Consider the following 25,521-nt stretch of genomic DNA (forward strand, 5'->3'; position numbering starts at 1 on the left):
CATAAGCCCGTCCGAACCATGGACGCGAAGCGCATTGCGAAAACGGCGTTCCCCATGAAACTCATTGATCTGCATACCCATACGCTGGCTTCGGACGGCACGGACAGCCCCGCGGCTCTGATGGAAAAGGCCCATGCGGCGGGCCTGGCCGCCGTGGCCGTGACCGACCACGACACCGTGGCCGGTCTGGACGAAGCCGAGGAAAGCGGGCGGAAGCTGGGTATCAGGGTGATCCGCGGCTGTGAGCTTTCCACCCATACCGAATACGGCGAGGTGCACATTCTGGGGCTCTGGCTGCCGCGCGATATCGCCCCGCTTGAGGAGCGGCTCGGCTACCTGCGCCGGAAGCGCTGTGAACGGAACAGGGGTATGGTGGAAAAGCTGCGCGCCCTGGGGATGGACATCAGTCTGGAGGAAGTGCGCGCCACGGCCACGGGGAGCGTGGGGCGACCGCATATTGCGGCCGTACTGGCGGCCAAGGGCTATGCGCGCGACGTGGGGCAGGCCTTTCGTGACTATCTGGGCGCTGGCGGCAAAGCCTATCTGCCCAAGGAGGCGCTGGCGCCGGACGTGGCCGTGCGATTGCTGGCCGGCCTGGGGGCCACGGTGTGCCTGGCCCATCCCCTTTTGCAGAAATACCCCGCGCCCTGGCTGGAAGGGCTGGTGAAAAAGCTCTCCGGCTACGGGCTTGCTGCCATTGAAGCCTGGCACAGCGAGCATTCGCAGGCAGATACGCGCCTTTGCGTGGAATGGGCCCGGCGCTTCGGTCTGGGGCTCAGCGGCGGTTCCGACTACCACGGGGCCAACAAGCCCGGCATTCATCTGGGCGTGGGCCGCGGCGGTCTGCGGGTGCCGCTCGACGTGCTGGAAAAACTGGAGGCGCGGCGTCGCGCGCGCGGCCTGCCATGCTGACGCCCCGCCGCCCGGGGCCGTGGTTCCGCCTGTGCCTTCTGTGGGCGTGCTGCTGTCTGGGGGCGATGCTTCATCCGTCATGCTCCGGTCACGCGGCATCGCCTTCACCCGCGCGCCCTTCCCTTGATGTCATGCTCGGCTCCATGCTCATGCTGGGTTTTCGCGGCGCGGAGCTTGCGCCGGACGATCCCTTTCTGGCCGCGGTGCGCGCGGGCAGGGTGGGCCATGTATTGCTGTTTGACCGTGATATTCCCGGCGGCGGGGAGCGCAACATCCGTTCCCCCGACCAGCTCCGCCGTCTGACGGCCGCGCTGCGCGCCGCCGCCCCTGGCCCCATGTTTATCGCCGTGGATCAGGAAGGCGGCCGCGTCCGGCGGCTCAAGCCGCAACGGGGTTTTATGGATCTGCCTTCGGCGCGCGGCATGGGGCGGGAGAGTCCGGCGGCCACCAGGGCGCTGGCCGCGCGGCTGGGCGCGGAACTGGCCGGTCTGGGCATTTCCGTGGACCTTGCGCCCGTGGCGGATGTGGACAGTAATCCAGACAATCCGGCCATCGGCGGGCTGGAGCGCAGCTTCAGCCCGGACCCGGAGCGGACGGCGCGGCATGCCCTGGCTTTCGGGCAGGGCCTGGCGGGGGCCGGGGTCATTCCCGTGCTCAAGCATTTTCCCGGCCAGGGCGGCGCGCGGCAGGATTCGCATCTGGGCCTTACCGACATCAGCCGCTGCTGGGAGGGCGGCAGTGATCTGCTGCCCTATGCGGAGGCATTTCGCCAGGGCTGGCCGGGCATGGTCATGGTGGGGCATCTCTACCATGCGGGGCTTGATGCCGAGCACCCGGCCACGCTGTCGAGAGTGGTGGTCACCGGTCTGCTGCGCCAGGGCCTGGGCTGGCGGGGCGTGGTCATCAGCGACGACATGCAGATGAAGGCCATCACTGAGCGTTATAGCCTGGAGCAGGCCATGTGGCTGGCCGTACAGGCCGGGGTGGACATTCTGATTTTTGGCAATAACTTGCGCTGGGAGCCTGATCTGCCCGAAAAAGCGCATGCGACGCTGCGCCGCCTGGTGGACAGCGGCAAAATTTCGCCGGAGCGCATCCGCGCCTCGTGGGAACGAATATGCGCGCTGCATGCGGCCCGCGCGCGTCAGGGCGGCGTCGCCGGGTCGCGGCGGTAAGAAAAGCGGTGGGGTGGCGTTTCAAACCCGCGCCATGGCATGCAGCGCGCGAAATGCCGCCACTACGCCATTGGGCTCAGACCTCCCGGCCGCAGCATTTCTTGTATTTCTTGCCGCTGCCGCAGGGGCAGGGGTCGTTGCGGCCCACGCGCGGGGCGGCCTTGGCCGGCGTGGCCCTGGCGGGCCGGCTCTCTTCCTCGCCGCCGCCGGAATAGGACAGGCCCGCCGTTTCCTCACGGTGGCGGAACTCCAGGGCGCGGGCCGCTTTTTCCGCCTCGGCGCGGGCCTGCTCTTCCTCAGGGCTGACCCGCTGCACGCGCACGCGGGTCAGCGAGCGGAACACGCTTTCACGAATCTGGAAGAGCATGTCCTGGAACATGTCGAAGCCCTCGCGCTTGTACTCCAGCTTGGGGTCGCGCTGGCCGTAGCCGCGCAGGCCGATGCCGTCACGCAGGGCGTCCATGTTGCGCAAATGTTCCTTCCAGCAGCGGTCCAGCTCTTCCAGCAGGAAGTAACGCTGGATGTCCTTGTAGCTTTCGCCGGCGGCGGCCTTCAGTTCGTCCAGAATGCCGCGCGCCAGCGTTTCGCATTCTTCCCGTGCGGGCAGGGGGGCGTTTTCGGGCAGCGCGCGATCCAGGTTGAAAACCTCGCGCAGCCGCGCCATGACGGCCCGGCGCGCCTCTGGCAGGTCATCGGGCGCTGCATTGTCCAGCGGGCCATAGGCGTCGTCCAGCACATCGCTCATAAATTCGTTGAGCACCGGCTCCAGGTCTTCCTCAATCATCAGTTCGCGGCGCAGGGTATAGATGACCTCGCGCTGCTGGTTCATGACGTTGTCATAATCCAGCAGGGTTTTGCGTATCTCGAAGTGGTGGGCCTCCACCCGCTTCTGGGCGCTTTCCACCGCGCGGGTGACCATGGCGTTTTCAATGGCCTCGCCGTCGCGCAGGCCCAGTTTTTCCATCAGGCCCTTGATCCGGTCAGAGCCGAACAGGCGCATCAGATCATCTTCCAGAGAGAGATAAAAGCGGGAAGAGCCAGGGTCGCCCTGACGGCCCGAACGACCGCGCAACTGGTTGTCGATGCGGCGGCTCTCGTGCCGCTCGGTGCCCAGAATGTGCAGGCCGCCCAGCTCCACCACGCCTTCGCCCAGCACAATATCCGTACCGCGCCCGGCCATGTTGGTGGCGATGGTCACTTTGCCCTTCTGGCCCGCCTGGGCCACGATTTCGGCTTCCTTCGCGTGCTGCTTGGCATTGAGCACGTTATGCGGAATGCCCAGCCTGGTCAGGCGCTGGGAGAGCATTTCTGAAGTCTCAATGGAAATGGTGCCCACCAGTACGGGCTGTTCCTTCTGGTGCAGCTCGGCGATGGCCGCCGTGATGGCGTCGAATTTTTCTTTGCGGCTGCGGAAGATCAGGTCTGGATAATCCTTGCGGATCATGGGCCTGTTGGGCGGGATGGAGATGACTTCCAGATTGTATATCTGCTGAAATTCCACGGCTTCGGTGTCCGCCGTGCCGGTCATGCCCGAAAGTTTGTCGTAGAGACGGAAGTAGTTTTGAAAGGTGATGGAGGCCAGGGTCTGGTTTTCCGCGGCGATGGTGACGTGTTCCTTGGCTTCCAGGGCCTGGTGCAGGCCGTCGGAGTAGCGGCGTCCGGCCATGAGGCGGCCCGTGAATTCATCCACAATGACCACCTGGTCGTCCTGCACAATGTAATCCACATCGCGCTTGAAAACCTGATGGGCCTTGAGAGATTGCAGCACATGGTGCTGGGCCGTGATGTTGGCCGGGTCAAAGAGGTTGTCCAGCTTGAGCAGTTCTTCGCAGCGAAGCACGCCCGCGTCCGTAAGCATGGCGGTGCGGGCTTTTTCGTCAATGGTGTAGTGCTCGGGCGTGAGCTGGCGCACGATGTCGTCCACCGTGCGGTACATGCCCACGGATTCTTCCGACGCGCCGGAGATGATCAGCGGCGTGCGGGCTTCGTCAATGAGAATGGAGTCCACTTCGTCCACAATGGCGAAGTTGTGGCCGCGCTGCACAAGCTGGTCGGCATAGAATTTCATGTTGTCGCGCAGGTAGTCGAAGCCGAATTCATTGTTGGTGCCGTAGGTGATGTCCGCGTTGTAGGCGACCTTGCGCTCGGCGTCATCCAGACCGTGCACGATGACGCCGGTGCTCAGGCCGAGAAAGGAATACAGCTTGCCCATCCAGGCCGCGTCGCGTGAGGCCAGATAGTCGTTGACCGTGACCACATGCACGCCCTTGCCGGCCAGCGCGTTGAGCACCACGGCCAGGGTGGCCACCAGGGTTTTGCCTTCGCCGGTCTTCATTTCGGCGATTTTGCCCTTGTGCAGAACCATGCCGCCGATCAGCTGCACGTCATAATGGCGCATGCCCAGCACACGGCGCGAGGCCTCGCGCACCAGGGCGAAAACTTCGGGCAGCAGTGCGTCCAGACTCTTGCCGCCCTCCCGCACGTCTTTTTTGTATTGCGCAATGCGGGCGGCGAAGGCCGCGTCCTCCAGTTGCCGCATTTCGGGCTCCAGGGCATTGATGCGCTGCACCTGGGGGCGAAGACGGCGCAGATAGCGCTCGTTCTTGCTGCCGAATATTTTTTTGAAAAGAAAACCGAACATGAATGCTCCTCTGCTTCACACGCCGGGCCGCGGGCGGCTCCGGCCGGGTATTCCGGTACGGGTGATGACGGCGGGCGTTTCGCGCTGCCGTGGCATCTCATAAAAATAAGTCATTATGTCATGCTTGGCAATGCGGCGCGCCTTGCGGAACACAACCGGCGGCGCCCCTGACCAGCAGCGTATTGACAGGGCCTGACTCTAATAGCTAGGCCCTGGCGGCCGATAAGACAGAGAGGAGAAAGAGGCCCGGCCTCAGAGCTCAAACTGCTCCTGCTTGATGACGGCTTCGGCCTTGATGCGGTCCAGCAGCTCGGCGAAGGTCGCTTTGACGTTCTCGCGGATGTCACCGGCCACCACCAGAAAGAGCAGGTCGTCGCCGGGCTTGAGCAGGCCCTCTTCCGCCTGGGCCACAATGGCGAAAATGCCGGGGCGCTGTTCCATCTCACGACAGATTGCGCGCATTTTCACGGGGTCGTGGCTGACGCGCACGGCGCTGACCGGCGTATGGCCCTTGCGGGACCAGCCGCGCGCCACGCCGTTGTGCACGAGCACCATGCCCACATGATCGGTGAAGCCGGGGCGGGCTTTGAGTTCCTGAAGAGTTTTGTTAATATCCATAAGAACCGCCTTGGTTGAAAGGGTATGGGCCTGATCAGCATATACGCGGGCCTTCCGCTCATAAAGGACTTTATTGATGGCGCAGTTATCGCAGCTTCTGTCCCGCCTGCCCGAGGGCAAGGATGTGCACATGAGCACCATGGGCCATGTGCTCTGGGTCTGCTGGCACAACAACCTTGACCCGGCGGTAAGCCAGACCCTGCTCAACTACGGCGGCATGCTGGTGGGCGAGGAGCGCGAACAGGCCCTCTGGTTCTTTTTTACCGACGATGTTTTTCTGGCCCTGGCCCGGCTTATGGTCTGGGGCAATTTCAATGAGCTGGCCGTCAGCATTGAGCTTTTTCCGGGCCGTCTGCAACTGAGCAGCAAGCGCACGGCCAGTCTTTCCCTGGACGGAGCGCTGCAGGCCCAGCAAATGCTGGTGCGGGACAACCTGGAGGTGTGGGTGCACCCCAAAAGCCGGGAAGGGCGGAGCTCACTGCCCGGCATTTCCTTTGAAAGCCGTTCGCCCCGCCAGGGCATGGCCTCTGTGGACTGGGCCACGCCGGTGGTGGACGTGCGCATGCCGTATTCCTCCACCCAGGCCTGGTTCGCCATTCTGCACCCTTTGGGCAGTCCGCTGGACAAGGCCTTTCAGAATGGCTGGAGCGCCATGTTCAAGCGCATCGAGGAGCTGCTGCAAAAGCACAAGATCAAGTCCATCGTGCACGGCCCCTTTGTCATGATATCCGTGGACAATCTGCTGATGCTGCGCACCTTTCTGCGCGACTATCTGCACAGTTTCGACAAAGAGAACAACGAGCCCGGCGCCTGCTGGCCCTGCGTCTGCGTGGTGGCCGACCGCAACAATCTCAATTTCAATACGGAGTTGCCCAAAAAAATCGGCCTGCAATGGGACAATCTGATGCCGGATTTCCCCTACATGAGCTACCGCAACGCCTACTTGCTGGGCGACGGTTTTACCGTGCGGGATTTGCGCTTTACCGGCGACCAGACCAGCATGGACAGCTGGTGCAATGTGCTGCTGGATGAAAACAGCATCAGCGCCCGTTCCATCCCCCTGCTTATGGCCGGGCAGCTTACGGCGGGCGGCTCCGGGGCGGAGGGCTGCTTTTATTGCGGCATTCCCAGCCACACGGCGTCGGAGTGCCCCACGCGCGCCTATTTCCCCAGCCGGCCGGAAATCTGGGAAGAAGTGGCGGGCCTGGACCTGGAGAAAATCAATGACGCCTTCCGGCGCATTGAAATGGTGCTGGAGCAAAAGGGGACGGACGGTTACGAGGAATTGCTGGAGGGCAAGGACGACACGGCCCTGCTGATGCAGGCCGTGCTGGATATCAACGGGCCGAGCCAGTTGCGCAATGTGCCCCGGCACTGGCTCTATCGCCTGCGCGAACCGGACCCGGAAGAGGAAAAACCCACCCGTGACGACAGCCCGGCCTGGGATTTGCTGGATCAGCTGTCCAGAGCCGCGCCCGACGAGCTGTCTGATCTGGAAAAGAAGGTGGCCCAGTGCATCACGCGCCACCAGCGCGACCCGCGCCTGCGCATGGTGAAGGCCTTTCTGCTCATCCAGAGGAATGATTTCAGCCATGCCGCGACATGCTTTCGCGAAGCGGCCAGCCTGACCCCGGCCCCCACGCTCCAGGCCTGGAACGAGTATCTTCAGGCCCGGCTTTCGGAAGAACAGGGCCAGTACGGCACGGCCATCGAGCAATATGACCGGGTCTGGCGGGTCATGCCCCAGTGGCGTGACGTGCAGTACCGGGGCATTGTCTGCCGGGTCAAGATGGGCTTCGCCGAACAGGTGCTGGAACAGATCACCAGGCTGGTTCGCGAAGAACCCTCCTATTTCAACCGCGTGCTTATTGACCCGGCCCTGGAGCGCGGACGGCTGCTGATACTCTCCTCGTTGTATGATCTCTGGGCCGAAGCCAAGAAGAACGCCGAGGATGAGCGGATCAAAATCAATGCTATGGAGGCGCGGCTCAACGACTGGTTTTCGCCGGATCATCCCGTGCAGCTGAATCTTGGGCGCAAGATACGCACGCTGGAGGAACTGAGCAACATCAACAACTATCTGGCTTTTCTTCAGGTGGTGGAGCAACGCCCGCTGCTGGAAAAAGAGCTGGGAGAGAGCATCGAGCACGAAGTGGAAGAGCTGAGAAACCACTACAAATACTATCTGGATGTGCTTCAGGAAATCCGCGACGAAGCCTCCTGGTTTCCCTTTCCTTCGGCGTTGCGCGATTTCAGCAGCGATTTCAATGAAAGCGCGGGCATCATCAACTGGGCCTTTGCCTGCAATTTTAATGAGGCGGAGATCTTCAAGCGCGCCCAGTCCACCATGCCCAGAATCAATGAATTGCTGCGCAATCTGAAAAAACGTCTCAAGTTCCTGCGCATGGTGCGCGACAGCACGCTTTTCGGCCTGACTATGGTCAAGACGTTCATCTGGGTGGAAATTGTGGGGCTGCTGCTCTGCTTTCTCGGCGTGCCCGTGGTGGTCTTCTGGGGCGAGAGCCTGCACCTGGGCTGGCTCAAAAATCTGCTGGGCGAAAACCAGTGGTCCATACAAAGGGTGCTGGCGGTTATTGTCACCATTATCGCCATTGGCATCGGGGCGTTGCGCACGACGCTGATTTTTGACCGCAAGCGGGAAAAACTCCTGGAACAGGCCCGTGAGCAGCGTGAAAAGGCCCAGCAGATGCGGCTGGATCGCATTCGCAAACAGCGCGCGGTCGAGGCGGAAAAGGCCCGCCGCGCGCAGCAGGCCGTGAACGAGCGCGAAATGCAGCGCCAGCTCAAGGAGCGCAACAAAAGCTGAACGCCGGCGAGAGGCTTGTCAGATTTATCAATGAAAATTATTGATAAAGAGACATTCGCCGCAGGAGGTGGACATGCCGACTCTGAAGGATTTCGCGCTCTTTGACATAGACTGGAATCTCACGCCGGAACACGCGGTCACCATGTATCTGGAATGGGGCAATAACGACTGGCACGCCGAGTATCCGCCGGTGCGCTCCAAAGAGGATGTGGCCCATTATTTCGTGGTGGACAGCTGGCAGGATCCTCCGGTGGTGCGCCTTGTGCGGCGCAATTCCGAGCGGGCCGACGACCTGATCAGCGTGCCGCTGCCGGACGAGCTGTTGCCGGATTACCGGCAGGCCCACGGCATGTGGCGGGGCATCAGCGAACCCACGCCCAAAATCAAGGCCTGGCTGAAAAGCGAGCTGGGGCAGTAGAGCATTTTCACATAGCAAGTGTTCCGCCGGCAGCGAGAGCTGACCGATGCCGCGCTTTGGCCGCGGGCAAGGCTGCGGGCCGCCCCTGACGCATGACGCAAAGAAAGGGCTGTCGCTTTTCGCAGCCATGCGGGCCCGTGTTGCAACACGGCTTCGTCGTGGAGGGTTCAGGCAGGCGGCGCATGCTGAAGCGGGTGAACTCTGACTTTGGAAACAGTCAAAGCTCACCCGCTTCAGCAACTTTTGCGAACGATTCCGCAAAGATTCCGCGCAGGGTTCTACGCGAAATCTTTGCGGTCAGACACGGGGTCAGGCATTTTTCATTTCGCCAATCAGCTCCGTAAGCTCCTGCGTCTGGTTGGCCAGCTCGGACACGGCCTTGGCCGCTTCGGCCATGGCGTCGGCGATCTGCTTGCTCATATCGTTGCATTCGATAATGGAGTGGTTGATCTCCTCGCTGGCGGCGGACTGCTCTTCACTGGCGGTGGCGATGGCGTTGACCTGATCGGCAGTGGCTTCCGCCGTGGCCACGATTTCTTCCAGGGCGTGACCGGACTCATTGGCGAACTGCGTGGCCTCCTCAATCTGGCTCACGGCATTGTCCACCGAAGCGGTGCTCTTGGCGGTGCTTTCCTGAATGGCCCTGATGGCGTTGCCCACATCGTTGGTGGAGGCCATGGTTTTTTCGGCCAGCTTGCGCACCTCGTCAGCCACCACGGCAAAACCGCGTCCGGCTTCGCCGGCGCGGGCGGCCTCAATGGCGGCGTTGAGGGCCAGCAGGTTTGTCTGATCCGCGATATCCGAGATGACGCCCATGATTTGGTCAATGGAGCGGGCGTGCTCATTGAGCTGGCTCATGTCTTCCTTGAGTTCCAGCGAAACCTGATGCACGGATTCGATACGCCGCAGAGAGCGTTCCACCACCTGGGCGCCCGCTTCGGCTTTTTCCTTGGTTTCGGCTGAAGCCGAAGAGGCGGAAGAGGCGTTGCGGGCCACTTCCTGCACGGTGGCGTTCATCTCGTTCATGGCCGTGGCGGCCTCGGAAAGGCGCTGGGCGGCCTCGCCCGCGCCCCGGTCGGACTGCTCAACCTGGGCGGAAAGCTCGGTGGAGGCGGAGGAAAGCACATTGCCCATCTCCTCCAGTCTATTGGCCACGGTCAGAATGGCCTGCGCCTTGGCCTGGGCTTCCTGCCCGGCCGCCTCTGCCTTGCGCATGGCCTCCTGTGCCTTGGCCGTGGCTTCTCCGGCGTTTTTGGACTCCAGCTCGGCCTTTCGGATGTTGGACTCCAGCGCGGCCACCATTTCCACAATGGCGGCATAGACGCCCTGCTTTTTGCCGCCGTCATCCACATTGTAGTCGCCATTCACCACACGGCGGGCAACGGCGTTCAGTTCGGCCGGGTCCTTGCCCAGCTGGCGCATCACGTTGCGGGAAATGAAGAAGGTGATGACAATGCCGCAGAGCAACGCCACAACGCAGAGAACGATGGTAATGAAGTTGGCGTCGTCATTGCTCTTTTGTACCTGTTGCACGCCAAATGCGGACAACGCTGTGCTATCGGCCTCAATCTTCTTGAACTGCTGGCCCATATCTCGCATATCCGCGCCTCTCTGACGCATAAAGTCCACATATGCCTGGGCGACGGGGACATATTGGGCCGCCGCCTGAACAACAACGCCCATCGCGGCCTTGTTGTCGGGCGCACGGAAGCGTTGTTCCTGCTCAATCATGGCGGCCTGCATATTCTTCAGGGAGTCTGAGGCGGAGTCAAGCTCTTCCGGCGTGGAGCTCAGGGAGAGGCTGCGGAGCACGGCCTGCAGTCTGTTGAATTCAATGCGCAGATCCCACACCTTTTTCTGGTCGTCGACTCTGGTCTGGTCAACGCCGCTGGCAAGCATGACGCCGTGGATTACCTTTTCCATCGAGTCAAAGGCATTGGTCAGCGCCACGCGGGCCTCATCGGCCCGGGTCAGCAGACCGTCGCCGGTCTGCTTGTCGTTGATGCATTTCTGCAATAACGGCAGGCTGGTTTCCAAATCCTTGATGCAGACTTCCATCTTCTGCCTGTTTTCGGGGTTTACCATCAGGGGAAGACACAGTTCGAGCTGCTTTTTGGCTTCGGCAAACTGCTCGACAGCGTGCTTTGCAAAGCTGCCGTCCCCGTAAACGACAAAACGCAGATAGGCGTTCTGCGTATTCAGCAGCGCAGTCTTGCTGTTTTCGATATATGCGGCCTCACGGGAAAAAAGGCTCATTTTGCCACTCAAATAGTAGGAAGCCCCACCCAGCGTCAACGTCATCAAAAGAATCAGTGAAAAACCCAGCATCAGTTTTGTCTGCAGCTTCATGACATCCTCCAGCTTTCCTCTCGGTTTAAGGCGGCGTATCCGCGTACGCGTTCCGGCTCAACTTCCGTGATTCCGCGCCGGCGGCGCGGCAAGGCAGAAAACAGCTTTGCCGTTGCCGGTACGGCGCTGGCCGGTAGCTGACGCCGGGCTGGCGTCATGCCGTGGAAAATTCACTATCGCGCCACAACCGACCGCATTTTTCCTCTCCAGTGCGAATGCGCGTCTCATTTGGTATCGGCCGAAAATACGGACACTTTAGTGTTGGTTCTGTTTTTCAAGGGCTTCTCTCAGCTTGCCGCGCCGCGCGCTCCGGCGGCCTCGCCTGGCGCAAGGCTCAGGCCAGCCAGCAGGCCGCTGCGTGCGCGCCCCGCGCAACGGCGGGCGGCATGTGGTCCATGCATCGCGGCAGGGCTTGCGGGCAGCGGGGTTGAAAGGGGCAGCCCGCCGGCATGTGCTGGAGGGAGGGCACGCTGCCCTGAATGGCGGGCAGGCGCGTCAGCCGCATGGAACTGCGGCCGGGCGCGGAGCGCATCAGGCCCCTGGTGTAAGGGTGGCGCGGGTTGGCAAAAAGCTCGCGCGCCGGGGCGCATTCCACCAGATGACCGGCATACATGACGCCCACCATGTCCGCCACCTGGGCCACCACGCCCAGGTCGTGGGTAATGAGCAGCACGGCCATGCCGCGCTCGCGGCTCAGGCCCAGAATCAGACGCAGAATCTGCCCCTGGATGGTGGCGTCCAGAGCGGTGGTTGGCTCGTCGGCCAGCAGCAGTTCGGGCCGGCAGGCCAGCGCCATGGCGATCATCACGCGCTGGCGCATGCCGCCGGAAAGCTGGTGGGGGTAGTCGTCATAGCGACTGTGCGGCGAGGGAATGCCCACATCAGCGAAAAGGCGCTCCGTCTCCCGGCGGGCCTCGGCGCGGCCCATGCCAAGATGCAGACGCAGCGGCTCGGCCGCCTGCTCGCCCACACGCAGAACAGGGTTGAGAGAAGTCATGGGCTCCTGAAAAACCATGCCGACGCGCCGCCCCCTGATGCCGCGCAGCTTTTTTTCCGGCAGGCTGAGCAGGTCGTCGCCGTTCAGCAGCGCCCGGCCCTCAAGCACGGCATGTTCCGGCGTGAGGCGCAGAACGGCGCGGGCCGTGAGACTTTTGCCGCAGCCCGATTCGCCCACCAGGCAGGTAACGGCGGCACGCGGCAGGTCAAGGCTGACCTTGCGCACGGCCGGCAGCAGGCGGCCCGCCAAGGGAAAAAGGACGGAAAGCTCTTCCAGACGAAGCAGGGGGGCGGCGCCCGCGGGCGTGGAGGCGGTATGGCGCATGGGCGGCTTTTCAGGCATCGCTTTTTCCCTCAGGCACGAAAAACAGCCGAAGCGGGGGAACGCCCGCCGGTCGCGCATACGGGCCGCCGCCGCGCCGCCTGACGCCGCGCGAAAAGGCGGCGGTCAGTGCTGAACCTGAGCGTTGCGGAAGTTGACATACGCCTCGCGCATGGCGATATAGGGGTCCACCGCGGCGTTGTTCAGGTCTTCATACAGGGGCAGCACATCACCCAGCGCATTGAAACGCAGGGCCATTTCCGAGCTGGTGGCCAGCTCCCAGGGGTAGACGTAGAAAAACGGGTCAGTAAAACAGTCTCCCGCGCGGCCTATGCTGTCGCGCGCGGAACTGGGGCCGATAAAGGGCCAGATCACGTAAAAGCCGTGGCCGATGCCCCAGCGCCCAAGGGTCTGGCCGAAATCTTCGCCGGAGGGGTCTACGGGCACAATGGTTTTCTTGCCCTTGGCCACATCCGCGAAACCCAGCGATGTGATTGTGTTGATGAAAAAGCGCCCGAACTCCACCCCGGCCTCCATGAAGCGGAACTGGAGGATGTTGTTTATAAAGCGCATGGGAAAGAGCGCGTTGGAGAAGAAGTTTTTCAGACCGCTGCGAATCTGGCGGGGCGTTATGAAAACCCAGGCGTCATACGCGGGTTTGGCGATATAGAGATAAAAAATGTCGTTGAAGTGGAACCAGAAGCGGTTCCAGGGCTCCAGCGGGTCAGCTATGCTGGCCGCCGGGGCGGCGTCATAGTCGTCCAGATTGTCGGACTGCTGCATCTGACCGTAGGGGTGTACGGTGATGGCACCCGGCGTCAGAACCGGGCTGGCCCCGTAAACGGTGGAAGGCGCGCGGGTCGCGTCCGCCTGGGCGGCCGACGCGACGGCGGGCAGGACCCAGACCAGGAAGAGCAGCAGACAGCAGGCCGGGGCCAGATGCCCGCCGCCCGTGGAGCGGACGAATGAACCGAAGCGGAAGGGGCGTGCGCTATTTGACATTTTGCTGACGTACTTCCTGGGCTTTGGCGCGCACGCGGGCAATGAGCTGATCCGGGCTGGCGCTGTTCAGAATGTCCTGAAACTGGGTGCGGTAGTTCTTGACCAGGCTGATGTTTTCGATCAGCACGTCATAGACGCGCCAGTTGCCGTCCTTGGGCAGCATGCGGTAGGAGACGGGCACTTTTTTGCCGTCCTTCATGGTGATGAGGGTGCGCACCTCCGTGCGGTCGCCCGCGGCGGAGGAAACTTCTCCGGTGTAGACCACCTGTTCGCCATTGTAGCCGTCAATCTTGTTCACATAGGTGCTGATCAGCAGATCCGCGAAGGCGTCGCTGAAGTCCTTCTGCTGCCGGGGCGCGAAGGCGCGCCAGCGCGGGCCCACCGTGCGCGAGGAAAATTCCTTGAAGTCAAAAATATGCAGCACTTCGTCTTCAATCTGCTGGCGCAGGGGGCCGCGTGTGGTCGGGTTGACGTAGTCGGGATTTTTGATGCAGGCGAGAATGCGGTTGGTGGCGGTTTCCAGCGCCTGGCGGGCGGGCGAGGCAGCCGCCTGGGCGGCCTGGGCCGGGGCGGAAAAGACGGCCAGGCCCAGCGCCAGGGCGCAGAACATGGCAAAAATGCGCGCGCATGCGAAAAGGCGGGGCATATCATACACCTCCGAAAGCGTATTTGCCGAGCAGCGATTCCAGGTCTACCGGAGATTCCGTCTCCGTGATGATGCCGCCGGGCGCGAGTATTGTTTCCGAGCCGCCTCTGGAGAGGCTGACATACTTGTCGCCGATCAGGCCGCTGGTCTTGATGGAAGCGATGCTGTCGTCGGAAAGGCGCAAGTCTTTGTCCAGGCGCAATCGCACCACAGCCTGGCTGTGCACGGGGTCGGGGTCAAGGCTGATGGACACCACCCGGCCCACGGGCACGCCCGCCAGCTCCACATCCGCGCCCACCCGCAGACCCGATGCGGAATCAAAGCGGGCGGCAAGCTCAAAGCCCTGATTCACAAAAAGTTCCATGCGGCCCAGCTTGATGGTCAGGTAGGCCACGCATACCAGGCCCAGCAGCACAAAGATGCCCACAGCGGTTTCGCGGATGCTGTTCATGCGTTTTCAGACTCCAGACCGCCGGTATGGCGGAATATTGCGCTTTTCAGTATATGTGCCCGGCCGCAAAGTTTCAAGCCCGCCGGTCCCGCCCTGTCAGGACGCCAGCCATCTGTCCAGAGCCGCGCGCACGGTCGGGTCCGGCGGCTGGTGCAGGGCCAGGCGCTGATCCCCGGCTTCGCGCCGGAGAAACTGGCGCAAGTAGGGGTCGGGGCTGGCCTCCAGCTCGGCCGGACCGCCGGCGAATGCCGCGCCGCCGTCGCGCAGCACCAGCACATAGTCGGCAATGGCGCGCAGGCTCGCCAGATCATGGCTGACCACCACCAGCGTCATGTCGGGGTATTGCCCGTGCATGGAGCGCAGCAGTTCATCCATGCGGGCGGCGGTGATGGGATCCAGCCCTGAGGTGGGTTCGTCGCAGAGCAGCACACGCGGTTCGGCGATGATGGCCCTGGCCAGGCCCGCGCGCTTGCGCATGCCGCCGGACAACTGGTTGGGGTAAAAGTCGGCAAAGTCCTCCAGCCCAACCATGCGCAGCACGCGCAGGGCCGCTTCGCGAATCAGGGCCTTGGGCAGGCGCAGATGCTCGCTCAGGGGCAGGGCCACATTCTGGGCCAGAGAAAGGGCGCCCAGCAGCGCGCCATCCTGAAAAAGCACGCCCATGCGGCGGCGCATGCGGCGAAATTCCGCGCGGTTCAGCGTGAAAAGATTCCGGTCGCCGATGAACACGTCGCCGGACAAAGGCCGTGAAAGGCCGATGATATGTCGCAGCAGGGTGGACTTGCCGCAGCCCGAACCGCCCAGAATGACGGAAACCTTGCCCCCCGGCAGGACGGCGTTGACATCCCGCAGAACCACATGTTCGCCGTAACCCACGCTCAGGGCGCGAAATTCAATGTCCCAGGCCCGCATAATTCCACCTACAGTAAAAAGGAGGTCAGCACATAGTCCGCCGCCAGAATCAGCACGCAGGAAATGACCACCGCCGAGGTGGTGGCGTTGCCCACGGCTTCGGGGCCCACGCTGTCGCGGCGCAGATGGGTGTAATACCCCTGGCGGCAGCAGACCGTGGTGACCAGCAGGCCGAAAACCACAGATTTGACAAAGCCGCCGGCCACGTCGGTCATGGTGACGGAACTGGCGATGCGGTAAAAGTAGGCCCCCTCGTTGATGCCCAGCATGAGCACGCCGGTAAGGTAGCCGCCGAGGATGCCGATAACGTCGAAAATGGCCGTGAGCAGGGGAAAGGAGAGCAGAGCGGCCAGCAGACGCGGGCTGACCAGGTAGGCCATGGAGTTGATGTCCATGACATCCAGGGCGTCAATCTGATCCGTGATGCGCATGACCCCGATTTCCGCGGCTATGGACGAACCCGCCCGCCCGGTGAGCATGATGGCCGTGAGCACCGGCCCCAGTTCGCGGATCAGGGTCAGGGATACGGCCGAGCCCAGCATGCCCACGGAGCCGAACTGGACCAAAGTGTAATAGCCCTGAAGGCCCAGCACCATGCCGCAAAAGACGCCGATCAGCAGAATCACGAACAGGGATTTGTGGCCGATCACATATATCTGCTGCAGAGTGCGCGGAAAAATTCTGGCGCTGGTGAATATCTGACGCAGCCCCTCCAGCATGAACAGGGTCATGCCGCCCACGGCGTCGATGCCGCGCAGGCAGGGACGGCCCAGAAGGCGCAGGAAGCTTGATCCGGTGTTGCGCATGTTCACGGTCGGCCTCAGCGTCCGGCTTTCCGGGCTTTGCCGGAAACCGCCTTTTTGGAAACCAGAACGGGTTTGCCCAGTTTCATGCGTTGCAGCTCCTCGCGCAGATTGGCGGCATCCGGTTCAGTGCCGCGCAGAAGAACCAGCACCAGCAGCACCTTGCCGCTCTTTTGCTGACGGGTGCGCAGACCCTTGCCCTCCAGCCGCGCGCGCAGCTTGTCCGCGTCGGCCTTGTCTCTGAAGGCGGCCGCCTGGTAGATGAAATCAAACAGGGCTTCGGCCCGCGGCGCTTGCTGCGGCGTCTGGGGCCTGGCCGCCTGGGCCGGCGCGCGTTGCCCCCGCGTCGCGGCGTCCGTTCCCGGCGCGGGCGTGTTCGCCTCCGGGCGGATGCCCCAGGCGGCCAGGCCCGCGCCCTGAGGGCGGCTGAAAGGATAGGCGGGCGGCGTTTGCGCGGGTGGGGCGGAAATTTCAGGCCGTTCCGGGCCGGCGGCGTCCGCCGGGGGGGGCTCCGCCGGCGTCGGCTGGCCGGCGGGAACCCCCGCGGACGGTACGGCGGCCAGCTCGGCGGCCAGACCGGCGACGGCCTGGGGCGTCGGCTCCTCATGGGCCATGCCGGTCATCTGTTCCACGCGTTTTTCAGGGTTCTGACCGCGCCCGACCATGAAGCCCATGAAAAACGCCCAGCCCACGACGGCAATCAGCGCCAGACCCAGGGTGGCCACGGCCACGCGGGACAGGTTGATGCTGAAGCCGCGCGGTTCGTCGGCGGCTGCCCTCTGAAAGCTTTTCCGCAATGGACGGGGCATAGGCGCTACATGCTCTCCGGCGCGCTGACGCCCAGAACGTCCAGGCCGTTGCGCAGCACCTGGGCCACGGCGCGCAGCAGGGCCAGCCGGGCCAGAGCGCGCGGCCGGTCGTCGGCCAGCAGCACCTGATGTTTGGCGTAATAACTGTGCAGCAGACCCGCCAGTTCGCTCAGGTAATGGCTCACATGATGGGCCGCCAGGGCCTGGGCGGCCGCTGTCAGCATGTCCCCAAAGGCGGCGGCCTTGCGCAGCAGGGCCAGGTCTTCTGGCGTGTCCAGACCGGCCAGCATGGCCTCGTTCACCGCGGCCGGCAGGCTGACGCCGCGCTCGTCCGCGCGACGCAGCACGGCGCAGATGCGGGCGTGGGCGTACTGCACATAATAGACCGGGTTGTCCAGGCTGCGCTGTTTGGCCAGTTCCAGATCGAAATCCAGAGGGCTGTCGCTCTTGCGCGAGAGAAACATGAAACGCGCCGCGTCCACGCCCACTTCGCGCAGCACGTCGGCCAGGGTTTCAAACGTGCCCGCGCGGGTGGACATGCTTACGGGCTTGCCGTCCCGCAGCAGGTTGACCAGTTGGATCAGAACCACCTCAAAACTGTCGCGCGGCTGGCCCATGGCCGTGACGGCCGCGCGCATGCGCGGCACGTAGCCGTGATGATCCGCGCCCCAGACATCAATGAGGCGGTCGTAGCCGCGCTCGAACTTGTCGTGGTGATAGGCGATGTCTGTGGCGAAGTAGGTCAGGCTGCCGTCGGATTTTTTCAGCACGCGATCCTTGTCGTCGCCCAGCCGTTCCGTGGCGAACCAGTAGGCGTTCTCTTTTTCATAGGTGTAGCCGGAACGGTTCAGGGCGCTGAAGGCCGCGTCCACCGCGCCGCCCTCCACCAGGGTTTTTTCCGAAAACCAGCGTTGGTGTTCCACCCGGAATTCCTGAAGGTCAGTCTTGATGCCGGTCAGAATGTCGTTCATGGCCCGCTGGTAACAGCGTTCCCGCCCTTCGGCTTCGGGCAGGTCAGGCAGGCGGGGATCGGCGTTCAGCATTTCGCGCGCGATGTCAATGATGTACTCGCCCCGGTAGTAATCCTCAGGCCAGTTTACCGGCCGCCCGGCCAGTTCCTGCACGCGCAGCCAGACGGAAAGGCCCAGCAGGCGCATCTGGCGGCCCGCATCATTGATGTAATATTCCGTATCCACGGCGTAGCCGGCCTTGCGCAGCAGGCGGGCCAGGCTGTCGCCCACGGCCGCGCCGCGACCGTGCCCCACATGCAGGGGGCCGGTGGGATTGGCCGAGACATATTCCAGCAGCACCTTGCGGCCCGCGCCCGCCGCGCCAGAGCCGTAGGCCGCGCCGGCGGCCTCCACATCCAGCACGGTGCGCCGCCAGAAGGACGGGCTGAACGTCACATTGCAGAAGCCCGGCCCGGCGGCCTCGGCCTTTTCCATATCCGGGCAGCGTTCCAGCAGCCGGGCGGCGAATTTCCGCGCCAGATCGCGGGGATTGCATTTGGCCTCCCTGGCCAGCAGCATGGCCGCGTTGGTGGAGAAATCGCCATGTTTTGGGTCGCGCGAGGGCTCAATGACGGTTTTGGCCGGCCATGCCAGGCCCTCTTCTTCCATAATGGCCGCAAGGGCCGTGCGCAGTGTTTCGGTGGCGCGCATAGCTGTGTCGTATCCTTGGAGAATGGTGCGGAAAATTTACAGGTTGAAAGCCCGGATGTCGTCCAGGCTGCTGACCTGCTCCACGCGTGTGTCCGCCGCATCGGCGTCGATGCCGCTCAGGCAGGGGGCGACCATCTTGCCCAGCACCGCCTTGGGGCCCAGCTCCAGCCAGAAGCGCGCGCCGTCCGCATACTGATTGCGCACGGTTTCAATCCAGCGCACTGGCGAAACCATCTGTCGCAGCAGGCTTTCCCTGGCGCTTTCGCCGTCGCGAACCGCCCTGCCGTGCAGATTGCAATAGACCGGAAAGCGCGGCTTTTGCCAGACGGCCTTGCGCAGCAGGGGGGCCAGCTCGCGGTTGGCCTCTTCCATCATGGGGCTGTGAAACGCGCCGCTGACCTTGAGCTCAATGCCGCGTCCCTTGCGCTCCCTGGCTTTGCGGCAGGCCAGGGCCACGGCGTTTTTCGCGCCGCTGACCACCAGCTGGGCCGGGGTGTTGTAATTGGCGGTGAGCAGCATTTCGCCGCTCTCGGCGGCGGCCTCGGCCACTATTTCAGCCACGCGGGTCTCGTCCAGCTTGAGCAGGGCGGCCATGCCCCCCTTGCCCTGAGGGTCGGCTTCAGCCATCAGGCGGCCGCGCAGGGCGGTGATTTCCAGCGCGTTTTCCGGCGCGAGCACGCCCGCCGCCGCCAGGGCGCTGAATTCGCCCAGGCTGTGCCCGGCCGCGCCGCGCGGGCTGGCGCGCCCGGCCATTTCCCGCCACAGGTTGCAGTTGACCACAGTCAGGGCCGGTTGCAGGGCGCGGGTGTCGCTCATGGCGGCCTCGTCGCCCTCCCAGTAAATTTCGCGCAGGGGCAGGCCGCTGACGCGTTCGGCCAGTTTCCAGAGGTTCATGGCCTCCGGCGAGGCTTCGGCCAGGTCGCGGCCCATGCCGGACTCTTGTGAGCCCTGGCCGGGAAAAAGCAGAACGGGTTGGATCATACGCGGCATCTCCGGCAGGAGGGTGAACGGGCAACATCTGTCGAATTGCTTTTTTTACGTTATCGGCGCGGGGCTTGCAAGTCCCGCTTGCGGGGGATATGACAGAAAGCCCGGCGCGTCCGCCGGAAAAATGCGGAGACAGCGAGCATGCAAGAGCAGCGGACGGTGGACAGAAAGGATTTGGCCGCACTGGCGGCGGCTTCAGGCATTGACGTGCCCCCGGAGGCTCTGGAGCCGTTGGCCGTCTATCTGGAAATGCTGTGCCAGTGGAACGCGGCCATGAATCTGGTGGGCGCGCGCTCCTGGCGGGATATTCTGACCCGGCTGGCGGCCGACAGCTTCCATCTGGCCTCCTTTCTGGAGGAGCTGCCCCTGCCGGAACAGCCATTGACCTGGGATCTCGGCTCCGGCGCGGGCCTGCCGGGCGTTCCGTTGCGCATGGTCTGGACCAGGGGCGAGTATTACATGGTGGAGGCGCGCGAAAAACGCGCCCTTTTTCTGTCCAGCGCCCTGGCCCGTCTGCGCCTGCCCTCCACCCACGTTTTTCGCGGTTCGGTGGAGCACTTTTTTCAGGGGCAGTATTACCCGGCGGACTGCATTGTGAGCCGGGCCTTCATGCCCTGGCCCGAGCTGCTTGAGCTGACGCGCCCCCGGCTGCGGCCCGAGGGCGCTCTGGTGATTCTGGCGCTGACCCCCGCGCCCGACCGCCTGCCCGCGCCCTGGCGGCTGACCGCCACGCGTTCCTATGTGGCGGCCGGAAGCGGGCGCTGGTTCTGGGCGTTGAGCCCCTCAGGCGGCGCAAAGGCAAGCGCCGGCCGAAGCGCGCGGGGCGGCCCCGCCGGGGATGACGGGCCATGCCCGGCATAAGCCCGACGCCGCGTTACTGGCTGCGCGGCCTGTTCTGGGGGCTGCTGACGCTGGGGCTGGCCTTCGGCCTGCGCATGCTGGAGTGGCCCTGCTGGCAGAATCCAGAGTACCGCCTGGGCAGCGAATGGCTGCTGGCCACCCACGACGCCTATCATTGGGTGGCCGCCGCCGAGGGCTTCGGCCTGGATGTGAATCACCCCATGGCCGAGATGCTGCGGCTCATGGCTCAGGCCCTGCGCACCTATCCGGCGGCCGTGGCCTTCTGGTTTCCGGCTGTGCTGGCCAGCCTGGTGGCGGTGATCGTTTTTGCCTGGGTCTGGGCTCTGGGCAGTATGGAAGCGGGCGTGGCCGCCGGGCTGATCGCCTCCCTGGCGCCGGGTTTTCTGGCCCGCACCCTGCTGGGCTATTACGACACCGATCTGGTGACGCTTTTTTTCCCCCTGCTGATGACCTTGGCCCCGGCCTGCTGGGCCATGCGCCACATGCTGCTGCCCCGGATGATATTGCGGCGGCTGGCGCTGGCTTCCGGCCTGAAGGCGGCGCAACGCCTCTGGGGCGTGCGCGGCGCGGGCGACGAACGCCTGGAGCGTCTGGGCAATCCTCTGCTCTGGCCGTGGGTGCTGCTGCTGGGCGCGTCTGGGGTCATTTCCTGGTGGACTCAGGAATGGCATTCGGTCTTTCCCTACCTGATCCGCTATAATGTGCTGCTGCTGGGGCTGATGGGCCTGGTCATGGCTCCGCGCGGACGGCGCGGCCTGTTGCTGCTGGGCGGGCTGGCCTACGCCCTGCCCACGCTGATCGGCCCGGCGGGTTTCGGCTTCAGCCTGGTTCTGCTGCTGGCGGGCCGCCGGGCGGGCCGCGGCCTGCGCCAGATGCTCTGCCGCCCGCAGACGCTGGCCCTGCTCTGGCTGGGGGTGGCGGCGCTGCTGCTGCGGGGGGAAATTCTGACCACCCTGATCAACCACGCCAACGCCTACCTCAAGCACAGCGGCGATGTGCGCAGCACAGGCGAGGGCCTCAGCCTGGCTTATCCCTCGGTGGCTCAATCCATCATTGAGGTGCAGGATTTGAGCTTCGCGGCGCTCCTCTCTTACTTCCATCCCTGGATGGAGGCGGCCATCGCGGGCCTGGCGGGCTTTGTTCTGGTGCTTTTCCGCCGGCCAGGCGCGCTTTTTCTGCTGCCCCTGGCGGCTCTGGGCCTGCTCAGCACCAAGCTGGGGGGGCGCATGGTCATGTTCGGCGCGCCGGTGGCGGCCGTGGGCCTGACGCTGCCCCTGTTCTGGCTGCTGCAACGCCTGTTGCGCGCGAACCTGCGCGGGGCCGTGGCGGGGGCGGCCACATCCTGCATTCTGCTGACGCTGCTGGCGCTTCCCTTTGCCGACATGATCCAGGCCATTTCGCAGGGGCCCATCATTAACCGCCGCCACGCCGAAGCCCTGACCCGCGCGCGCACCATGACGCCCGAAGACGCCAGGCTCTGGCTCTGGTGGGATTGGGGCTACGCGGCCCATCACTTCGCGCGGCGTTCGACCATTGCGGACGGCGCGCAGCACGCCGGGCCCTCGCTTTATCTGCCGGCGGCGGTCTTTGCCACGGACAACGCGCGCTTCGCCCGGCAGCTGATCCGCTACACGGCCAGAATGGGCAATGAACCGGGCCGCGTGTTTGAAGGGCTGGACGGCCAGGCGGCGCAAGCCCTCATGGACAGGCTGCGCTCGCCGGAAACCCCGCTGGTGGAGGCCAGTGGGCGGCTTTTTGTGGTGGTCAGCTTTGAGATGCTGCGTCTGGGCTTCTGGATCAGCAATTTCGGCAACTGGAATTTCGTGACCCGCCAGGGCGAGGGCGGCGCGCTGTCCATTGTGCCGCAAGCCCTGGCCTACCGTCTGGACAGTGGCGAAGTGCGCCTTGAGGACAGCCCCAGCAGCATTTACGCCTCGTCCATCAGCGTGTTTGAAGAAACCGGCGTGACCCGCCGCAATTATGTGCAGGAATGGTTTGACGCCCATCCCAGGGCAACGGCCGAGGAACAGCGGGCTTTTCTGGCCGGACGGCGGAACGTGAACTTCCTTTTCAACCGGATCACGGATGAAAAGCTGGCCGTGGACGAGGGCCTGTACAACTCGCTGATGGTTCAGTTGCTGGTGGGCGATCCGGGGGACGCGCGCTTTTCTCCCTATTTCAAACTGGTCTACGACAATGTTTTTGCCAGGATTTATGAAGTCCTGTGAAATGTTCTTTCAAGGGATTGGCGTTCCAGAGCATTCCGCTTTTGAAAGTTGCAATTTCAAAAGCGCCGTCGTCACATCGGAGCGACCGCCATTCACTTGCGGAGTTAGGCTCCGCTGGAGGCGTGAAACCCGCGGGGCAGAACAAGGAATCCTGGCTGGAAGATATTTTCAAATGAAAAATGCTCTAGTGATGGTAGGGCGCCCCGCGCAGGATGCATTCGGCGCGGTAGAGCTGCTCCAGCAGAAGCGCGCGGGCCATTTCGTGCGGAAAAGTCATGGGCGAAAGGCTGATCAGACGAAAGGCGCGACCGCGCACGGCCTCGTCCAGGCCGTAGGCGCCGCCTATGATGAAGCAGGCGCGGCCACGCGCCTCGTGATCCAGTTGCCGCAGCAGGTCGGCCAGTTGTGGCGAGGTCAGCCCCGCGCCGCGCTCGTCCAGCACCAGAGGCACGTCCCGCGGGTCCAGCGCGTCAAGGATGCGGCGGCCTTCCAGCGCGTTGCGCCGGTTTGGCGGCAGGGCCGCGTCGCCGTCCCGCACCTCCGCGCATTCCAGACGCCGCCAGCGCGTGAGCCGCGCCAGATAGTGGGCGGCGGCGTCTTTCCAGAACGGCGTTTTCAGCCGCCCCACGCTGACCAGCCGCAAAGGTTTGCCTGTCATGTCCCATGCTCCCTGCCGCGTGCTTGATTGCGCCGCCGCGGCCCGCTGCCTGCGCCGTGGCGGCGTGGTGATTTTTCCCACCGAAACGTTTTACGGTCTGGGCTGTCTGGCCGCCGACGCGGCGGCCGTGACCCGTATCTATCAGCTCAAGCGGCGGCCCGTCCAGCGGCCTTTGCCGCTGCTGGCCGCCGATGCGTATCAGGCCGGGGCAGTGGTTCGGCTGGAGGCCGCGCCGCCGGAACTGATCGGGCGTTTCTGGCCCGGGCCGCTGAGTCTGCTGCTTCCGGCCCGGCCCGGCCTTCCCGCCCCTCTGGTCGGCGCCGGGGCCGGAGCGGGCGAAACGGCGGGGAAGGCGGCGCTGCGCGTATCGTCGCATCCTCTGGCCGTCCGCCTGGCGCGTCTGGCCGGAGGCGCGCTGACCGCCAGCAGCGCCAATCTGAGTGGCCGCGCCCCGGCCCGGCGGCTGGAAGAGCTGGACCCGGAACTGCTGGCCGCGCTGGCGGCGCTGGGCGACCTGGGCGGCCTGCTGCCCGCCGCTGGTGACGCGGAGCAGCCATCGGGCGGCGCGCCCTCCACTCTGGCAGAAATTCTGCCGCCCGGCCCGGACGGACGGCCGCGCCTGCGCCTGCTGCGGGTCGGGGCCGTCAGCGCGCGGGCTCTGGCGCAAGCGGGTTTTGTTCGCGTGGACTGAATGTTGCCGGGCCGAAAAGCCTCGGTTTTTAGAGGCGGCCCTGCGGGTTGGCGCAAAGTCTGTGTTGCCAATGCCGCGCCTGTATGTGTATGCTATGCGGCATGCGCATGCTTGTTTGTTTGCGCCGCGCTTCCGCGCGCCGTCGGCTCGTCGGCGCCTGGCTGCTCGGCCTTGTCTGCTTTTCCGGCGCGCTGTCTTTGAGCGCGGCTGAGGCCGCGCCCCGCGCCGGCGACATGAAGTCTCCTCCCGCGCCCTTGTACGCCGGGGAACGCGCCCTGAACGTCAGAGACGCGCACCTGGGGCTGCCCGCTGCCGTCAGCATGCGGGAAGCCGTGCGGCACGCCCTGAAGTTCAACCCCAGCCTGGGCGCGCAGGAATCTCAGAGCCGCTCCTCGGAAGAGGGGCGCAAGTCGGCGCGCGGGGCCTTTGGCCCCAAGCTGGGCATGAGCTATACGGCGGTCAAGCAGGAAAAAAAAACCTCGCCCGCCAGCACGCGCCCGCCAGAGCTGGGAACCTACAGCTGGGCTGTGGAAATCTCGCAGCCGGTTTTTCAGGGCTTCAGGCTGCTGGCCGCCTATCAGAAGGCCGCGCTTCAGGCCGACAGCGACAAGGCCGCCCTGCGCAATGCCGAACTGGCCATGACCGAGCAGGTTCAGACCTATTTTCTCAATTATCTGCGCGCTGAAGAAAATGTGCGCAGTGAACGCGACGCCCTGGCCCGCTTGCGTGACCAGTTGCGCATCACCAACGCCTTTTATGATGTGGGCCTGCGACCGCGTCTGGATGTGCTTCAGGCCGAGGTCAACGTGAGCCAGGCGGAAAACCTGCTGATCCAGGCGGAAAACAATCGCGACACCTTCCTGGCCATGCTCAATACCCTGCTGGGCCTGCCGGCCACGGCCAGGGCCAATTACACGGGCAGGCTGGCTCATGTGCCGTTCCGGCGTTCGCTGGAGCAGTGCCTGGAAGCGGCCTACCGCCAGCGGCCTGACCTGTACATGGCGGCCAGGTCCGTGGAAATCGCGGGCAAGGATCAGCGCATGGTTCAGAGCGAGTATTACCCGCAGGTGGAGGCTTATTACAACATCAATCAGACCGGCAACACCCCGGATCTGCAAAAATCCGGCGACCGCGGGTCGCGCGGCTCCACCTGGGAGGTGGGGGCCAGGGCCACCTGGAACGCCTTTCAGTGGGGCGCCACCTATTACGCCGACAAGCAGGCGGGCTGGCTGGTGACCAAGATGCGCTACGAAGAGGAAAATCTGAAACTCAATGTGGGCTATGACATCAAGTCCAAGCTGCTGGCCGTGCATGAGGCCGAAAAGCGCATTTCCGTTGCGGAAAAGGGCGTGGAGCAGGCCAGGGAGGCCTACAGCGTGGCCCTGGCCCGCTATCAGGAACAGGTGGGCACCAATTTCGACGTGCTGGACGCCTCTTCCAAGCTGACCACGGCCCAGGCCTCGCTGACCGGCGCCAAGGCCGACTACCTCACGGCCCTGGCCCAGATTTATGTGGCGATGGGCGAATTTCACCCCGACCTGATGCAGCGCTGAT

General features: G+C 64.1%; 21 protein-coding genes. 8 read left to right on the forward strand and 13 right to left on the reverse strand.

Annotation, left to right across the window (positions count from 1 at the left end; all coding sequences use genetic code 11):
* The first annotated feature begins 54 nt into the window (after nucleotides 1-54).
* Nucleotides 55-912 carry a PHP domain-containing protein gene (locus tag ACQRA4_RS04915; protein WP_427821976.1) on the forward strand — a complete coding sequence of 286 codons (858 nt, stop codon included), beginning with the start codon at nucleotides 55-57 and terminating at the stop codon, nucleotides 910-912.
* A 131-nt stretch (nucleotides 913-1,043) separates the two neighbouring features.
* Nucleotides 1,044-2,087 (forward strand): glycoside hydrolase family 3 N-terminal domain-containing protein, encoded by a 1,044-nt coding sequence (locus tag ACQRA4_RS04920; RefSeq protein WP_427821977.1) that lies wholly within the window; start codon nucleotides 1,044-1,046, stop codon nucleotides 2,085-2,087.
* 76 nt (nucleotides 2,088-2,163) lie between these two features.
* Here ACQRA4_RS04920 and secA read toward each other — a convergent pair whose 3' ends face one another.
* Both secA and ACQRA4_RS04930 read right to left on the reverse strand, forming a co-directional pair.
* Complete coding sequence (gene secA, locus ACQRA4_RS04925) at nucleotides 2,164-4,728, reverse strand: preprotein translocase subunit SecA (protein WP_427821978.1); 2,565 nt, start codon at nucleotides 4,726-4,728, stop codon at nucleotides 2,164-2,166.
* 252 nt (nucleotides 4,729-4,980) lie between these two features.
* Entirely contained in the window at nucleotides 4,981-5,346 is a 366-nt protein-coding gene (locus ACQRA4_RS04930; RefSeq protein ID WP_427821979.1) for a molybdenum cofactor biosynthesis protein MoaE, read from the reverse strand.
* A 76-nt stretch (nucleotides 5,347-5,422) separates the two neighbouring features.
* Here ACQRA4_RS04930 and ACQRA4_RS04935 point away from each other — a divergent pair, with 76 nt between their 5' ends.
* Together ACQRA4_RS04935 and ACQRA4_RS04940 are read left to right on the forward strand one after the other, a co-directional pair.
* Entirely contained in the window at nucleotides 5,423-8,173 is a 2,751-nt protein-coding gene (locus tag ACQRA4_RS04935; RefSeq protein WP_427821980.1) for a hypothetical protein, read from the forward strand.
* A gap of 73 nt (nucleotides 8,174-8,246) precedes the next feature.
* Nucleotides 8,247-8,591, forward strand: coding sequence for a DVU0772 family protein (locus tag ACQRA4_RS04940; RefSeq protein WP_427821981.1), 345 nt, complete (start codon nucleotides 8,247-8,249; stop codon nucleotides 8,589-8,591).
* A gap of 309 nt (nucleotides 8,592-8,900) precedes the next feature.
* Here ACQRA4_RS04940 and ACQRA4_RS04945 read toward each other — a convergent pair whose 3' ends face one another.
* The 10 genes from ACQRA4_RS04945 to ACQRA4_RS04990 form a co-directional block, all read right to left on the reverse strand.
* Nucleotides 8,901-10,940 carry a methyl-accepting chemotaxis protein gene (locus tag ACQRA4_RS04945; protein ID WP_427821982.1) on the reverse strand — a complete coding sequence of 680 codons (2,040 nt, stop codon included), beginning with the start codon at nucleotides 10,938-10,940 and terminating at the stop codon, nucleotides 8,901-8,903.
* A gap of 334 nt (nucleotides 10,941-11,274) precedes the next feature.
* Nucleotides 11,275-12,279 (reverse strand): ABC transporter ATP-binding protein, encoded by a 1,005-nt coding sequence (locus ACQRA4_RS04950; protein WP_427821983.1) that lies wholly within the window; start codon nucleotides 12,277-12,279, stop codon nucleotides 11,275-11,277.
* Between the two features lie 105 nt (nucleotides 12,280-12,384).
* Nucleotides 12,385-13,260: an MlaA family lipoprotein gene (locus ACQRA4_RS04955; RefSeq protein ID WP_427821984.1), complete on the reverse strand. Its 876-nt coding sequence runs from the start codon at nucleotides 13,258-13,260 to the stop codon at nucleotides 12,385-12,387.
* Complete coding sequence (locus tag ACQRA4_RS04960; RefSeq protein ID WP_427821985.1) at nucleotides 13,250-13,906, reverse strand: ABC transporter substrate-binding protein; 657 nt, start codon at nucleotides 13,904-13,906, stop codon at nucleotides 13,250-13,252. Before ACQRA4_RS04960 ends, ACQRA4_RS04955 begins: the two co-directional genes overlap by 11 nt.
* Before the next feature lies 1 nt (nucleotide 13,907).
* Complete coding sequence (gene mlaD / locus ACQRA4_RS04965; protein WP_427821986.1) at nucleotides 13,908-14,357, reverse strand: outer membrane lipid asymmetry maintenance protein MlaD; 450 nt, start codon at nucleotides 14,355-14,357, stop codon at nucleotides 13,908-13,910.
* Between the two features lie 96 nt (nucleotides 14,358-14,453).
* Nucleotides 14,454-15,269 carry an ABC transporter ATP-binding protein gene (locus ACQRA4_RS04970; protein WP_427821987.1) on the reverse strand — a complete coding sequence of 272 codons (816 nt, stop codon included), beginning with the start codon at nucleotides 15,267-15,269 and terminating at the stop codon, nucleotides 14,454-14,456.
* An 8-nt stretch (nucleotides 15,270-15,277) separates the two neighbouring features.
* The gene (locus ACQRA4_RS04975; RefSeq protein WP_427822035.1) at nucleotides 15,278-16,075 is read right to left on the reverse strand and encodes an MlaE family ABC transporter permease; all 798 of its coding nucleotides are present in this window, start codon (nucleotides 16,073-16,075) and stop codon (nucleotides 15,278-15,280) included.
* Between the two features lie 14 nt (nucleotides 16,076-16,089).
* Nucleotides 16,090-16,881, reverse strand: coding sequence for an SPOR domain-containing protein (locus tag ACQRA4_RS04980; protein WP_427821988.1), 792 nt, complete (start codon nucleotides 16,879-16,881; stop codon nucleotides 16,090-16,092).
* 5 nt (nucleotides 16,882-16,886) lie between these two features.
* Complete coding sequence (argS, locus tag ACQRA4_RS04985; RefSeq protein ID WP_427821989.1) at nucleotides 16,887-18,542, reverse strand: arginine--tRNA ligase; 1,656 nt, start codon at nucleotides 18,540-18,542, stop codon at nucleotides 16,887-16,889.
* 36 nt (nucleotides 18,543-18,578) lie between these two features.
* Nucleotides 18,579-19,523, reverse strand: a complete 945-nt coding sequence (locus tag ACQRA4_RS04990) for an ACP S-malonyltransferase (RefSeq protein WP_427821990.1) — start codon at nucleotides 19,521-19,523, stop codon at nucleotides 18,579-18,581.
* Nucleotides 19,524-19,670: 147 nt separating this feature from the next.
* On the opposite strand from ACQRA4_RS04990, the gene ACQRA4_RS04995 reads away from it, so the two are divergent.
* Together ACQRA4_RS04995 and ACQRA4_RS05000 are read left to right on the forward strand one after the other, a co-directional pair.
* Nucleotides 19,671-20,390 carry a 16S rRNA (guanine(527)-N(7))-methyltransferase RsmG gene (locus tag ACQRA4_RS04995; RefSeq protein WP_427821991.1) on the forward strand — a complete coding sequence of 240 codons (720 nt, stop codon included), beginning with the start codon at nucleotides 19,671-19,673 and terminating at the stop codon, nucleotides 20,388-20,390.
* Nucleotides 20,378-22,618, forward strand: coding sequence for an STT3 domain-containing protein (locus ACQRA4_RS05000; protein ID WP_427821992.1), 2,241 nt, complete (start codon nucleotides 20,378-20,380; stop codon nucleotides 22,616-22,618). The genes ACQRA4_RS04995 and ACQRA4_RS05000 overlap by 13 nt, the downstream gene beginning before the upstream one ends.
* A gap of 184 nt (nucleotides 22,619-22,802) precedes the next feature.
* Here the strand turns inward: ACQRA4_RS05000 and ACQRA4_RS05005 are convergent, their stop codons facing one another.
* The gene (locus ACQRA4_RS05005; RefSeq protein ID WP_427821993.1) at nucleotides 22,803-23,276 is read right to left on the reverse strand and encodes a 23S rRNA (pseudouridine(1915)-N(3))-methyltransferase RlmH; all 474 of its coding nucleotides are present in this window, start codon (nucleotides 23,274-23,276) and stop codon (nucleotides 22,803-22,805) included.
* Here ACQRA4_RS05005 and ACQRA4_RS05010 point away from each other — a divergent pair.
* Both ACQRA4_RS05010 and ACQRA4_RS05015 read left to right on the forward strand, forming a co-directional pair.
* Nucleotides 23,275-23,967: an L-threonylcarbamoyladenylate synthase gene (locus ACQRA4_RS05010; protein WP_427821994.1), complete on the forward strand. Its 693-nt coding sequence runs from the start codon at nucleotides 23,275-23,277 to the stop codon at nucleotides 23,965-23,967. The two genes, ACQRA4_RS05005 and ACQRA4_RS05010, sit on opposite strands and share 2 nt — an antisense overlap.
* Before the next feature lie 107 nt (nucleotides 23,968-24,074).
* Nucleotides 24,075-25,520: a TolC family protein gene (locus ACQRA4_RS05015; protein ID WP_427821995.1), complete on the forward strand. Its 1,446-nt coding sequence runs from the start codon at nucleotides 24,075-24,077 to the stop codon at nucleotides 25,518-25,520.
* Nucleotide 25,521 lies beyond the last annotated feature (1 nt).

It is taken from the genome of Desulfovibrio sp. SGI.169, assembly GCF_050313595.1.
In the GTDB taxonomy this organism is placed as follows: domain Bacteria; phylum Desulfobacterota; class Desulfovibrionia; order Desulfovibrionales; family Desulfovibrionaceae; genus Desulfovibrio.